The sequence below is a fragment of the Enterobacter sp. AC1 genome (assembly GCF_050434705.1).
GTDB lineage: Bacteria > Pseudomonadota > Gammaproteobacteria > Enterobacterales > Enterobacteriaceae > Enterobacter > Enterobacter cloacae_L.
In genome coordinates this window covers 683,163-698,102 of sequence record NZ_JBNDIZ010000002.1, presented here as the reverse complement: position 1 = coordinate 698,102, position 14,940 = coordinate 683,163, and the positions used below count along the sequence as shown (strand labels likewise).

The 14,940-nt window shown below is 56.2% G+C and carries 7 protein-coding genes; 1 reads left to right on the top strand and 6 read right to left on the bottom strand.

What is annotated here, in order from left to right; translation table 11 throughout:
* Positions 1–143 precede the first annotated feature (143 nt).
* The 5 genes from M2433_RS08130 to cmoM all read right to left on the bottom strand — a co-directional run bounded on the left by M2433_RS08130 (position 144) and on the right by cmoM (position 13,157).
* On the bottom strand, positions 144–5,528 hold the full coding sequence (locus M2433_RS08130; protein ID WP_429053197.1) for an Ig-like domain-containing protein: 5,385 nt from the start codon (positions 5,526–5,528) through the stop codon (positions 144–146).
* Between the two features lie 390 nt (positions 5,529–5,918).
* The gene (gene mukB / locus M2433_RS08125; protein ID WP_429053198.1) at positions 5,919–10,367 is read right to left on the bottom strand and encodes a chromosome partition protein MukB; all 4,449 of its coding nucleotides are present in this window, start codon (positions 10,365–10,367) and stop codon (positions 5,919–5,921) included.
* Entirely contained in the window at positions 10,367–11,071 is a 705-nt protein-coding gene (mukE, locus tag M2433_RS08120; RefSeq protein ID WP_429053199.1) for a chromosome partition protein MukE, read from the bottom strand. Before mukE ends, mukB begins: the two co-directional genes overlap by 1 nt.
* On the bottom strand, positions 11,052–12,374 hold the full coding sequence (gene mukF / locus M2433_RS08115; RefSeq protein ID WP_023335133.1) for a chromosome partition protein MukF: 1,323 nt from the start codon (positions 12,372–12,374) through the stop codon (positions 11,052–11,054). The genes mukE and mukF overlap by 20 nt, the downstream gene beginning before the upstream one ends.
* A gap of 3 nt (positions 12,375–12,377) precedes the next feature.
* A complete protein-coding gene (cmoM, locus tag M2433_RS08110) occupies positions 12,378–13,157 on the bottom strand; it encodes a tRNA uridine 5-oxyacetic acid(34) methyltransferase CmoM (protein ID WP_047346904.1) in 780 nt (259 codons plus the stop codon).
* A gap of 124 nt (positions 13,158–13,281) precedes the next feature.
* On the opposite strand from cmoM, the gene elyC reads away from it, so the two are divergent.
* The gene (elyC, locus tag M2433_RS08105; protein ID WP_429053200.1) at positions 13,282–14,061 is read left to right on the top strand and encodes an envelope biogenesis factor ElyC; all 780 of its coding nucleotides are present in this window, start codon (positions 13,282–13,284) and stop codon (positions 14,059–14,061) included.
* Here the strand turns inward: elyC and M2433_RS08100 are convergent.
* A complete protein-coding gene (locus tag M2433_RS08100) occupies positions 14,038–14,931 on the bottom strand; it encodes a YcbJ family phosphotransferase (protein ID WP_063955677.1) in 894 nt (297 codons plus the stop codon). The two genes, elyC and M2433_RS08100, sit on opposite strands and share 24 nt — an antisense overlap.
* Positions 14,932–14,940 lie beyond the last annotated feature (9 nt).

The window sequence follows — 14,940 nt, the reverse complement described above, 5'->3', positions numbered from 1 at the left end:
ACGCTGGGGCTTTTCTTCATTATAGGAAGGCTAAAACAGTGTTGCCTTACCTTATGTAAAGAAGTTTAAAGATAACGCAGCGGAGGGAATAAGTTAAGCGCTAAGAGAAAAGCCCCGCGACGCGATTGTCGCGGGGGGAAGATTTACTCTACAGTGAGAGAGGTGGTGATGTCGTAGGCCAGTAAATTGTTATCATTATGCCACTCCGTTCCTTTGAACGTGATGTGGCCAGTATAACGTCCTGGAGAGAGTGTGGGGTTATCATTCGCACTGTATTTAATAACCGGTGTACTCCAGGCAATGTTATAACAGGTTACGGCGTTGTTAAATGCGAAGTTGCCACATCCTCCTGTTCCTCGTTGCCCCTTAAATATAACATTAACCGTTTCACCCTGTTCGTTTGTCATTGGTACCGTCAATGTTGAAGACGCACCAATATTACCGTTCCATACTAACGAAGTAGGTCCCTGAGTATCACCAGTCACCTCAAAGCCAACAGATGCCGTTGTCGTCGATACTGCATCATTGCCGGTATAACTTGAACTGCTTCCCGTTATATTCCAGTCAACATATAGCGTATCAACAAAGGAAACCTGATTATTCCTGATGCTTGTACCATTAACCGTTGCAGTAACAGTAGCAATCCCAACAGAACTCCCTTTCAATGTCACTGTTGCGCTACCTGAGCTGTTCGTCGTCGTTTCCTCTGCCGCCAGCGTGTTCAGGTTGGTTGTCCAGGCGACAGTTTGCCCTTCAACAGGGTTGTCATTGGCATCAGTCACTACTGCGGTGTAGGTTACTCCTGTACTGTTAATTACGGGATTGATCATATTCGGTGTCAGAGAAATTAGCTTTGCCGTTTTCACATCGCCAACGAACTTCGCGGCCCCATCCGTTTTCGCCCCGCTGGTATTGGTCGCTGGAGTGGCTGTCACCTTTACGTCACCGGTTGTCAGCGACGTGCCTTTGGTGGTCGCGTTGCCGTTTGTATCCGTGTCGCTGCTGGTTGGTGTTAATGTCACGCCGTCCAGACTGGCGCTCCAGTTCAGCGTCGTGCCGGTCAGCACGTTACCGTTGGCATCCGTTACCGCAGCAGTCCAGGTGATTTCGGCTGCCCCATCAGCCACCACCTGCGGTTTATCCGCCGTGATACCGGTTACCTTCGCCGTTGCCTGGTTACCAATCACCCGTAGGGCCTGAACCTGACTGCTGCTACCGGTTGTCGCCGTGACGTCAATGTTGCCCGCTTTCAGGCTGGAGAAGGTCACTGCCGCTTTTCCGTCAGCGCCGGTTACCGACGAGTTAGTACTAAAGCTGCTGTTGCTTTCGCTGCTGCTCCAGTTCACCACTGTACCGGAGACCGGATGTTGCTGTGCATCCAGGACCAGCGCCGTCAGCGTCACCTTGTCTTTATCCGCCACGATATCCGTGGTTTTGTCTGCCGTGAGCGATGCTACCTGCGCCGTACTGCTGTCCGCCGTGAAGCTCAGGTCTGACGCCGTCTTGCTGGAGCCGTTAGCACTCGCCGCAACGGCGTATTTTTCCACCGCATCCGAGGTGATCTGCACCTGAGCCACACCGCTGGCATTGGTTTTGCTGCTCTCTGCTGACAATTTCCCGCCCGCTGGAGAGGCAGCCCAGTTTACGTCTGACGCCGACAAAAGGTTGCCGTTGGCATCCGTAACCGTCGCACTGACGGTGATAGCATCCGCACCGTTTGCCAGAGCAGAAGCCTTGTCGCTGGTAATCGCAGAGACCATGGCGGTGGAGGCGTCCGCGACAAATGTCGCTTTATCAGCCTGCTTCGCCGTCGCCTCACTGGTCTGGGCGGTCATCACGACATCCCCCGCTTTCAGCGATGTCACAGCGATCTGCGCCGTGCCGTCAGCACCTGTGGTGCTTTGCGTATTGCTCAGTTTCGCTGCGGCATTATCCGCCGACCAGCTAACCGTCGCGCCCTGTACGGCATTCCCCTGTGCATCCCGCACCGTTGCGGTATAGGTGATGCTGTCTGCGCCGTTGGCCGTGGCCTGGTTTTTATCCAGCGTCAGCAGATTGACGCTGGCGCTGCTGCTGTCAGCGACAAAGGTTATCTGCCCGGTTTCTTTTGCTGGCGTCCCGGAAACTGCTGCCGACACGGTAACGACACCGGTTTTTGCCGACTTCAGCGTCCAGGTCGCGTTCCCCTGACTGTCGGTTACCGAGGTACTGCTTTTAACTGAGGTGCCATCCGTCTTCACCGCGCTCCAGTTTACCGTCACACCGCTTAACGGATGGTTGTAGCTGTCGAGTACCTGTGCGGTCACCGTATCGCTATCGATATTATTCGCAACCACCTGACTTTTTTCACTGTTGATACTGGCAACCTTCGCCGACGCGGTATCACCGGTGAAGCTGAGAGTATCGGTTTTCAGCGCTTCTGCCTGATTATGCTGGGCCGTCACCACCGTGGTAATGATATCGCTGCTGGTCACCTGAATCTGGACCTGGCCCTGCTCGTCCGTGACTGACTGCGCCACAGAAAGTTGCGCTTTATCGTTATCTGCACTCCAGTTGATTTGCTCGCCTTTCACCGGGTGCCCGGACCGATCGACAACGCTCGCCGTCAGGGTGATAGCCGTTTTGCCATCCGCCAGTACGCTATTGGTTGAAGACGAGAGTTTTTCCAGGTGCGCCGTACTGGTATCGGCAATAAAGCGCAAGTCAGAGAGCGCCTTCGTGGTGGCGTTAATGCCTGCCGTCACGCTGTAGGTCTCCACATTCTGCGACGTCAGCGTGACCGTAGCGACGCCGCTGGCATTCGTAGTCGTCGTACTGGCGGAAAGATTGCCCGTTGCCGGATCGCTTTGCCAGCTGACCTCCGCATTTTGCAGCGGATTACCGTTAGCATCGATTACGGTCGCGCTCAGGACAATACCGTCCGTACCATTCGCCAGCGCTGACTGACGATCGCTGGTCAGCGAGGTCACCGTTGCGCTGCTGCTGTCTGCTGTAAAGGTCGCGCTTTCCGCCTGTTTCATCGCCGTGCTGCTGGTACCCGCGCTCACGATCACCGCCCCTGCTTTCAGAGAAGTCACCGTAATTTGCGACACCCCGCGACTGTCGCTGGTCGTCTGCGCTGCGCTGAGTTTCGCATCGCTGTCATCTGCCGACCAGTTTACCGTCGCGCCCGCAACCGTATTGCCCTGGGCATCAGTCACGGTGGCTTCATAGGTAATGCTGTCCGAGCCATTTGCCACAGCCTTCTGCTTGCTGAGTGTTATCTCACTCACCGTCTGCGTACTGGCATCGGCCACAAAGGCAATCGGATCTGTTTCCTGCGGTGAGGTACCTTTGACTTCTGCACTTACCGTGATGGTTCCTGTTTTCGAAGATTTCAGCGCCAGCACCGCATTTCCGCTGCTGTCAGTGGTCGACGTTTTGGTCGCCACTGGCGTGTCATCGGTTTTTTCCACCGTCCAGTTTACCGTCACCCCGGAAAGCGGATGGTTGTAATTATCCGTGACCTGGGCCGTCACCGTATCCGTGTCATTATTGTTCGCCACGACCTGCTGCTTTTCGCTGCTAATGGTGGTCACTTTTGCCGTCGACACATCCGCAGTAAAGGTCAGCGACGGCGTCTTCAGGGCATTGCCGCCTTCCAGCTGTGCCGTCACGACCGTGGTGATGAGATCCTTACTGCTTACCTGAATTTTCGCGGTACCGGTCTCATCAGTGGTGCTCTGCAATTCTGACAACACCGCCTGAGTATTATCCGCAGACCAGGTAATCGTGGCCCCCTGGAACGGCTGGCCGTACTGATCCGTTACATGCGCTGTTAGCACGATCGGCGTGCTGCCGTTAGCCAGCGCGCTGGTTGCAGACTGTTCCAGCGTGGCCAGCTGAGAAATGAGCACGGTGGCCTCTTCCGTTAGCTTCGCCGTGGCCAGCTTTGTGGTGCCGTCGATTAGCGGCTGAATCGTCAGCGTGTCCGGGGTAGTACCGCTGGTCAGGATGGCGGTATAAACACCACTGGCGCTTTCGCTAAAGCTGGCAATTTTTGGCGCCTTATCCGTCGCGGATGCCGCATTCGCGGTTTTTGCAGAAGATGTAAGGGTTGCCGTCAGACGCGTAGCTAAACCTGTTGCGGCTTCACCCGCGCTGGTTTTCAGCGTTACGCTCACCGTGGCGGTGGAAGCCCCATCCGCCGGTACCGTTGTCGGCGATACTGATGTCGTCGACTGAAGTGTGGTCACATCAACCCCATTCACCGTGACCTGCATCTGGTCCGGCTTTGAGGCATTACCGTTTTTATCCCAGGCGGTAGCGCTGAGCGTGTAGTTGTTACTACCGTTGCCCTGCCAGACCGGTAGCGTCAGCACGAACTGTTCCGGGCTGCCGCCTGTGCTAATTTTGCCGCCGTGGCTAAAGAAGCTGTCGCCCTGCCACTCAATACGATCAAGGCCATGTTTTGCCTTCACCCGAGCGGTAACCGTCTGCTTAGATTGCTCCGCGCCTTCCAGCTGCGGCGGAACTGACAGTGAAATCAGCTCCTGCTTACGGTATTCCAGAACAATATTATTGTTACGATCGACCAGATCCATGCGCCCGCCCTGAAGGGTGCGGCGCAGTGCCACCTGAGACGGATCGAGCTGCGCACTCAGCGGGACACCCGCTGTCCAGGTCACCCCAACGTTAATCTGGGTATCATTTTCGCCGCTCTTACCCATTTTCTGGTTGAGGCCCATCGTTACCATTGGAACCGGCGTGTAGTTCAGCCCAAGCGTGACGGCATACGGATCTTTCTGCCGATCGTCTTCGTCATCGCCAAACAGCCCGACACTGTCGCCAAAATACTGTTCATAAATGATATTCGCCCCTAGCTGAGGATAAGCAGGCAAATAGCCGGTCGCGCGGATATCAAAACCATTAGCCGCACGTTCGTCATAATCTTCGTAATGAGAAGATGACATCCAGTTACTCAGGCGTAAATAACCATTAGCGGAAACTTTAAGATAATCCCACCCCAGTTCAGTGCCTAAGCCAAGACGCTGATGTTGATTACCAGAAACCTGGCGATCATAAAATATGTTAGTTCCCCACATCCAGCCGTCATTAAAATGACGATACCCCAACCCGCCATTAATAATATTGCGATCATCATGACGACGACCACCCATTTGAGTAAAAAGCAGGTTCTCTTTTCCGTTATACAACGGCACCAGCAGATCCAGATCGGAATCACTAAGCGTGAAGTGTTCATCTGTACTGATGTTGACCCGGGCGGTGCCAAACTGGCTCAGCCACTCCTGCACGCTGGAGGCCGCCTTCCCGGTCGCGGCTGAAACTACCGCGCTGCCAAGCGCATCAGTAGCGTTGTCGCTGCTGAGAAGGGAGCCTGCCTGAACGGCAGCCTGCGCAACACTGCTTTCGTTTTGATCCGAATTGTTTGTGGGCTGCTGTTCCTGAGTGGATTTTACGTTTTCCGCGCTGGCATTGGATACGGGTGACAGATAGAGCAACGTGGAGGGCGGAAGCAACTGCAACACAATTTGTATGCAGGCAAATATTTTCCTGGTTTTTAATCTCATATTACTTGTCTCATGAATAACAAATTCCATCTCATTTTCATGAATATTATTATCCATTGGCACGCGACTCAACGGCCTCAAGCCAGGCGTAATACACGCCATCCCTGTTGGATTATTCAATCAATTCACGGTGAATATGGAAAGCAAATAAAATTTCTTAAAGCCCTTTCTGAGGCTCAACAATAATCACCCTGATGAATATAAATAAATAACGATTCTATTAAAAATTATCTTTCCTTAATTTAATATTTAGAATAATTCAGGGGGAATTATCGCTTCAGAAGAGTGCTTCAGGAATAGCAAAAAAAACGCAACCTCAAAGGGTTGCGTTTGTGGGGATAGGCTTTATCAGGAAGCGTCAGCAGTACCTGGCAATGACTCCGGCGGTTGCGGCGCAAAGCCGCGCAACCCGACCACGTGTACATGCTCGCTGTTCTGGAACACTTTACGCACCAGTTTGTAGGTAGTGCCTTTTTCAGGGCTGATGTTTTCCGGTGCCGCAATGATGAGCTGCATATCGAGACGTTCACACAGCTCAAACAGCGTGGCAATGGAGCGGGCATCCAGTCGCGCCGCTTCATCCAGGAACAGCAGTCGACATGGAGAGATGTCTTTACCGCGCAGACGACGCGCTTCATCTTCCCAGCTCTGTACGACCATCACCAGAATCGACATCCCGGTACCGATAGCCTCACCCGTCGACAGCGCGCCAGACTCCGCACGCAGCCAGCCGTCGGAACCACGGTTCACCTCAACTTCCATTTCCAGGTAGTTACGGTAATCCAGCAGCTCTTCACCGATGGTTTGCGGCGTACGCTGCCCCATATCAATCTGCGGGTTCAGGCGCTGATACAGCTTCGCCAGCGCTTCAGAGAAGGTCAGACGGTTGCTGTTGAACAGATCCTGATGCTGTTCGTGCTGCTCAGACAGCACCTCCAGCAGCGTCGCGTGGGCTTCACGCACGTTGACGTTGAGGCGCACGCTATTCACCTGACCAAACGACACGCTCTGCAGGCCCTGGTTCAGCTGGCGGATACGGTTCTGCTCGCGCTGAATGGTTTTGCGAATGATGTTCGCCACGCTGCGGGAGCTGATCGCCAGCTTCTGTTCACGGGAGGTCAGCTCCTCCGTCAGGCGTCCCAGTTCGATTTCCATCTGCTCGATGGCTTCCACCGGATCGTCGGTACGGATGATGTCCTGACGAATGCGCTCGCGCAGGTGCTGATAAACCGCCACGAAGAACTGAATTTTACGCTCAGGACGTTTCGGATCTTCTGACATACGCAGTACATCGCGCAGGTGTTCGTTATCTGCCACCGCCAGACGCAGCGCACCCAGCGCCTTATCCGACATAGAACGCAGCTCATCGGCAGAGAGGTAGGCCAGCTCGCGACGGTGCAGACGACGTTCGACGTTATTGTCTTTCACCATCCGCATCACCGCGCACCAGCCCGCCTTGGCGGTCACGACCTGCTCACGCATCTCAAAGTAGTCACGCTCCAGCTTGCGCAGGCGACGGGTCAGGTTATCCATTTCCGCTTCACAGAACGTCAGCGCTTTTTCCAGCTGGTTGCGACGCGCGCGGTTATTGCTGAGCTGAGCATGCAGCTCGTCACGACGAATACGCGCGCGCTCCTCTGCTCCGCTGTCGGCACGGACGCCGATGTCCTGAAGCTCTTTCTGCAGATCGTTTAGCAGCTCTTTCTTGGTGTCGAAGGAGCTTTTCAGCGAGGCCAGCACCTGATTGTACTGGCTCAGCTGCGCAGAGTGGCTGCGCATCGCTTCACGGGCGCGAGTACGTTCCGCTTCGGCCTGCTCAAGGCGCTGACGCAGTTTTTCATTCAGATCGCTGTTACCGCTCAGCATTTCAGCCGAATCAGAGTAGCCAAAGTGGGCGCGACGCTGCACAACTTCCGTCAGGGCAAACGCCTGCTGACGCGCTTCGCGCTGCACCTGCTGCGACCAGGCATAATCTTCTTTTAACTGCTCGAACTGTTCCGGATCGCTCTGAAGCACCGAAACAACCGGCTCCAGCTTCGCCAGCTGGTTGCCGTGCTGCTGTACGAAACGCGCGGCTTCCTGCGCTTCATCCAGACGCTCCTGGATCTCATCCACACGGTCCGCCAGCGTGTCGTCTGCCAGCAGATTCAGGCGCGGCAGAATGCGGTTAAGCGCGGCGACGCCCTCTTTCGCCTGCTCAAACTGGAGGCGACTCTGCTGGTTATCACTTTCATGACTGGCAATCGCACGTTCCAGCTCGCTGCGGCGGGTAGTGAGTTTGCGAATTTCCGCTTCAGGGTCGGCATCAAAGGCCACGGCCAGATGGCTACCGATAAAGCGACTAAACGCCTGGTGCAGACGCTGGGTTTTCTGCACGTCAAAGGACAGTGTCGCAAAGCGTTCGGACAGCGTTTCACGCTCGGCATGCAGGCTTTCAATGCGGCTTTCACGCGCGGCGCGGCCAAACAGCGGCAGTTCCGGGAAGCGGGAGTAACGCCACTGGCGATCGGCGATTTTCACCACCACCGCTTTTTCCAGTTCGTCGACGCTGAATACGCTGTCATCGAACGACTGCGGATCCCCTTCGATCAGATAGAGATCTTCCGGGCAATCTTCCAGGCCGGCAAGCTGCTCAGAAATGAGCGACAGATCCGGAACCACGATCGCGTTACGCGACGGACCATACAGCGCGGAGAAGTACGGGGCATCGTCAAGACCGACATCGTCATAAATCTCGGACAGCAGTACGCCGCCAAAACGCTCGGCCAGTGCATTCAGACGCGGATCTTCCGCGCCGCCCGGCTGGCTTAAACGCTCGATTTCTTCGTCGACATCACGCTTGCGCGCGCCCACTTCATCACGCTCAACAATGGCTTCGCGCTCGCGCTCCAGCAGCTGCTGCAGATATTCGGTCACTTCCTGGCTGGATTCGAACTGCTCGCCGCACTGCTCGCTGAGCTGATTCAGGCTGCTTTGGGCCGCCAGCCAAACCGGCGCTCGCTGTAGCAGCGCCTGGGAACGGGACTGAAGCTGCTCCAGCTCCTGACGCAGCGTCATACGCTGTTCGCTGGCGCTGGATACGGAATCTGAAAGCGCGGCAATACGGGCTTCCAGCTCCTGATGCAGGGCCTCAAGCTCGTCGAAATCGTAGCGTTTGCCCTGACGCTTGCAGAATTCCGCCAGCAGGCGCTCGGCTTCCTGCTGCTCGCGCAGGCGCTGTTCAAGCTCGTTCAGGCGCATACGCAGCGGCTGGACCTGCTCGGCCAGATGGCGCTGGTTAACGCCGTCGCGCAGAAGCTCACGGGCAACGTCCCACGCTTCGTTACGCGCCAGCGGGCCGTTAATTGCCGCCACCAGCTGATAGGCCTGCTCAAACTGGCTGTGCGCCGTTTGCGCGACGCTCATCTTCTGTTCGAGAGACAGCAGTTTCTCGGTGGCTTCCTGCTCTTTGGCCTGGAAGGTGTCCAGCCACTCGTCGGCGCTATCCGGCGTCAGGTCAGGCAGATGGCACAGCTCTTTGGCACGCTGTAACGCCTGCAACGCCTGAGTGTACTGAATCGCTCGCGTCTGCTGCACGTCAAGAGCCTGCTGGTAATCGGCAAGCTGGCTTTTCAGCTCATCCACTTCCAGCTCGGCCGCTTCCGCGCGGGCTTCGTTCTCTTCCTGCATATCGGCGGCTTCGGCCACCACTTCATTTTGCTCTTCGAGACGAATTTGCAGCTCGTCGAGATCCGCTTCATAGCGCTCGATTTTTTCCTGCTGACGCAGCGCGGTCTGCACCAGGTTCAGGTGATCGCTGGCGGCCTGATAGTCGGCTTCAAGGTCGCCCTCGGCACCGTTGTGCTCACCCAGCTCGCGCGCCATTTCGACGTGCTTATACTGCTCGGCCACCAGCTGTTTACGGGAGGTAAACAGCTCGCGACGGTACTCTAATGCCTGATCCAGATGCACGCGGCGCTCGTTGGCGTGGCGCATGTAGTCCGCCGCCACGTAGTTGGTGGCTTCGCTGATCAGGTGTTTAAACAGGTCGCGGTCAGACTGGGTAACGCGAATCGCTTCCAGCGTCATGCGGTTTTCACGCAGTGCCGCTTCCATATCCTGGAACGCCTTACGCACGCCGCTGTTTTCCGGCAGCAGGTAGTCGCGCAGGGAGCGGGTAATAGCGCTGGAGATCCCGCCGTACAGGGATGCTTCGATCAGACGGTAGTATTTGCTACGGTCTGAGGCGGTGCGCAGACGACGCGCCACCACGCCCAGATCGAACATCAGGGAGTGGTAGTCGGTGATGGAGTTGAACTGTTTGAACTGTACGCCTTCGATAGCTTCAAGCTTATCTTTCAGCTCCTGCAGCGTCAGCACGCGCGCCTGGCGTTCGTTCAGGGTTTCCGTCAGCAGCGCCGTCGGCTGCATGGAGGTCGGTAGCCCCTGAATGGCGAAGGGCTTAATATCGACCTTACGGTCGCGACCGGCAACCTGCTGCAGGCGCACGCCCACGACCACACGCTGATGGCGGGAGTTGATCACGTCCAGAACCGAATAACAGACCCCGGCCTTCAGCTTACCGTGCAGACCTTTATCACGGGAGCCGCTTGTGGCGCCCGCCTCGGTGGTGTTACGGAAGTGAAGCAGCGTCAGGTCCGGGATTAGCGCCGTGACGAAAGCCGCCATGGTGGTGGATTTACCCGCACCGTTACCGCCGGAGAGCGTTGTAACCAGCTCGTCCAGATCGAAGGTTCGGGCAAAGAAGCCGTTCCAGTTAATCAGCGTCAGTGAGCGAAATTTACCGCGTTCAATCATTATTCTTCCTCCCCGCTATCCGGCAGATTCTCTTCATGCTCGTCATTGAGCAGCAAATGGTTTTCCACCGGCATCGCTTCACCGTCGCGGATCATGCGAAGCTGCGCTTCACGCGCGTCATCGCCCGCACGCACATCGGCGCCGAAGCGGAAGACAGACTCCGTAATGCGGAACTTGCTGCTGTCGTGGCCCATAAACCAGACCATCCCCAGACGACGCAGACGGCTCAGGGAGGAACGAACCTTTTCCTGTAATTTCTGACGGTCAAGATCCGACCCCGTGGAGCGGTTGTTCACCAGCTTGAGCAGCTTGCTCTCATCCGCCAGCGTCAACAGCTCATCGTAAAGTTCCTGCTGGGTGAAGATACCTTCATTCGCCAGACGCTCGGGGCTGAGATAGAGATAGCAAAGAATTTTGCCGACCATCATATCCAGCTCGGAGAGCACGGAACGCGGAATCAGCGTAGTGGAGCGCGGGCGCAGGTAGAAAAACCCTTCCGGTGCGCGGATAAGCTCCACGTTGTAACGTGCGTAAAACTCTTCCAGATACTCCTGAAAGTCCATCAAAAAGGCGTGATTATCCAGCTCGTCTAAGCCAATGTGACGACCGGCACGCAGCTGGCTGTCCAGCGCCGGAAATAACGGATTCGCCAGCGCCTGTGCCAGCTTAACCGGCATCACTTGTTCAATATTTGTCAATGACATGCGCCTGTACCTTGGCTCCGTAATCGTTAATTGGCTGCCACTTCGGCGGCAGTCCGGTGAAATCTGCTTGCGCGACGCCCAGGCGCACCGCCTGGTCTACCACGATGCGGGCAATGTCGAAGTGGCGCGCGCGTGGATATTGCGCCAGATAATCGCGCACCACGAGCCCCAGATCCAGCGGCACTTGTCTGGTTTTGTAGACAGCGAGCTGCTCTTCGATCATCGCGGCAAGCTGCTCGCGAATTTCGTTAAATTCTTCATATTCCAGATCCGGCGGCAGTTCACCGGTCACCTCTTCATCGCGCAGGGCCATCTCTTCGTCGCGCATATCCAGCAGACGATCGGCACTGGCGTAGGTCAGCGCCCACGGCGCATCGAAATAGGTCTGCACCGACTGACGCAGACGCTGGGCAAAGACGCGGTTTTTATCCATATCAATCGCGGTACGGATAAATTTATGCACGTGTCGGTCGTAGCCGATCCACAGGTCGATCGACTGCTGGCCCCAGCTGATAATGCGGTCGAGTTTGCTTTGCAGGTCGAAGACCAGACGATCGATAAAATGCAGATCGTCATGCGCCAGGGTCGCATCCTGAATGCGCAGCAGGTTCGCCTGAAGCTTATCCCCTGCCGCTTCCAGCGTATCCTGAAGCTCACGCAGCGTGCCGGAAGTTTCTGACAGCAGAAGCTCACAGCTGGAGATGGCGGCACGCCAGTCTTTATTCAGCAACTGCGCGATATCGTCCTTCACCTGCTGCTGCTGTTCGTCCATCAGACGCTGGGTCAGATCGATACTGTCGAAGATTTCCGCCACCGAATATTTCAGCGGCGCGTAGACGTTACGGTGCCAGTGGAATTCGTCACCGTTTTCATCCGCGGCATCGGCGGCACGCTTAAGCTCACCCGCCACGATCGAGAGCTGCATGGAAAGACGCAGCGTGGAAAATTCACGCTGGCGAATATAGTAATCGGTGATCCCGATGCCCAGTGGCGTCAGGCGATAGATGGCGTTTCCTTCCGCCTGCTCGCTGGTAAAGCGGTTCAGCAGACGTTGACGCACCATATCGTTAATTGCGTTGTTGGCACGCACGCTAATGGTTTCGCTGGTTTGCTCAAACGCATCACTGACATGGCGGAACGCATCCACCAGTTCACCCTCGCTCATCTCACCATCCAGCCGTTCGCCGTTCAGCGTGGCAACCGCCAGCAGGAAAGAGAGTCTGTCTACCGGCAGCGAGATGGAGAAATCGTTTTTCCTGGCCCAGGCAACCAGTTCGGGGACTGTCTGGGAAAATTCACTCATAGGTTATCCTTGCATCTGCGGCTTGTGCGCGGTGACGTGAATATAGCGGCCAAGACTGACAAAAGGCTCCTGACGGCAATACCGCGTTTCTAATTCTGTTAAGGTGTCAAAACAGTCACGCTGTTTGTGTTTTTCACGCAGATAATCATGAAACACCCTGACGCCCGTCTTCCCGACGATCTTCCAGCCAATCGCTTCCAGCCAGCCATAAACCTGCTGCGGATCGCGCGGATAGTCCGGGGAAAGCGTGCGCTTTTTCTTTTTAGGCATCCCGACCTGAACATAGTCAAAGTTACCCGCAACCATGTTGTGCATCAGGAAGCCGTTAGCATTGTAGAACATCAGCGACAGCGTGCCGCCCGGGCGCAACATCGACCACAGGGTTTGCAACACGCTTTGCGGATCGGCAACCCATTCCAGCACCGCATGAAACAATATCAGATCAACCTGGGTTTCCAAATGCTGTGCAATGTCCTGAGCGGCGCATTGTATAAAATGCATGTTGTCGCTCACACCTTTCTCTTCTGCAGCACGCGTCGCGCGGGAGACCATTTCAGCAGAAAGATCGCAAAGCGTGACGTGATGACCGAGCCCGGCCATTTTTATCGCCGTTTGCCCTTCACCGCCACCTGCATCCAGCACGCGCAACGTTTGACCGCCGAAGGTCGCCAGAATGGTGTCCAGATCCTGCCAGAGGATCGTCTGACGGAGCTGTCCTTTAGTGGTGCCATAAATGTTGCGCGAAAACTTTTCCGCGATGTCATCAAAATTGCGATCCCGCATTGGGAGAGTTCCACTCGCTAACTGCAAAACCGCTATTTTGTCACACCCGCGCGGAGAATGAACCTCTCTGGTGTAATATCACCGTTAATCACCTGCTATATGGTCAAAAAAGGAACCAAAAAGGATGCTTTTTACCCTTAAGAAATACATTGGAGGGATGATGCTTCCCCTTCCGCTGCTGCTGCTCACGATCGCGCTGGGGCTGGGGCTGGTCTGGTTCAGTCGCTTTCAGAAAAGTGGCAAAACGCTTATCACGCTCGGCTGGTTTGTCCTGCTGCTGTTAAGCCTGCAGCCGGTCGCGGATGGTCTGTTACGCCCTATCGAAAATAAGTACCCGACGTGGCAGGGAAACCAGAAAGTGGCGTACATCGTGGTGCTGGGCGGCGGGTATACCTGGGATCCTGACTGGGCGCCCAGTTCGAACCTGATCAACAACAGCCTGCCACGGCTAAACGAGGGTATTCGCCTGTGGCTGGCGAACCCGGGCTCAAAAATGATCTTCACCGGCGCGGCGGCAAAAACAAATCCGGTAAGTACGGCTGAGGCGGGCGCCCGAGTCGCGGAATCCCTCGGCGTGCCGCGTACCTCAATCATCACCCTGGACAGCCCAAAAGATACCGAAGAAGAGGCTGCCGCGGTGAAGCAGGCGATTGGCGATGTCCCGTTCCTGCTGGTGACCTCCGCCTCACACCTGCCAAGAGCGATGATTTTCTTTGAAAAACAAGGCCTGCACCCGCTTCCCGCACCGGCAAACCAGATGGCCATCGACGCGCCGCTCAACCCGTGGGAACGGGCAATCCCGTCCCCCGCATGGTTGATGCATAGCGACCGCGTCAGCTATGAGACGCTCGGACGCCTCTGGCAGTGGCTGAAAGGTTCCTCAGGCGAGCCAGGGCAAGAGTGATTTTGTCGCCAGATCGAAGTTCGCGCGATTGAAACGTCCGGTATTGACCAGTTGCGCGACTTCGTCCCAGAGCAGATAGAGCCAGCGCCGCCAGAGGAATGCTTCTGCAACCGGCGCGCGCTGAAGGTAATGCCACAGCAAACCTTCCGCCGCCCCGCTGTCGCTGAGTCTGAACAACTCATATTCGCGCGGCGCCCAGAGCATGATCCCCGGTCCGACCATCGCCAGGAGCTGATCGCTGCGGGAGTCTTTAAGCATGCTGCGCAGGGTGAAATTACCGTGGACCAGCACGCAGTTGTCATTAAAACCCTCGAACAGCGCCGGCAGGCACTCGCGGGTGCGAAACAAGATACGTTTGTCCTGCATGGTTAAACCGGTGTTATTGAACTGGTTAAGCGTGCCCCACAGCACCTCAACCCGCTGGCGATACCACAGCGGCCACAGGTTTTCCTGCGTACTGTCGACAGGCCCCACGAGTCCACGGCTATCCTGACGATGCCAGGCCAGCAGCGCCTCAACAATCTGGTCTTTCAGCTGTTCCCAGCGCTCCGGCGTACGTGCCGGGGCTTCAACAGACACGCCGCGTAAACGCTCAATCAGCAGCACGTCCGGGCCGGGGTGTTCCTCATGCGTCATCACGCCGTATACCGTCGGCATACGGACCGTCCCTTCCCGCGCCAGCATCGACATTTTCCATGCAAGCTGCCTGGCGACGCCCGGCGAGGTAAAACTTCTGGCCATCAGCGGCATTGGGTTGCCCTGACTGTCGTACAGCGACCAGAGCGCGGTATCGGCCTTTTCACTCACGCATTCGACCCGACTTAACTTCTCACCAAGCAGATGGCTAAGTTCGGCACGCAGCTGTTCCATATGAGATTA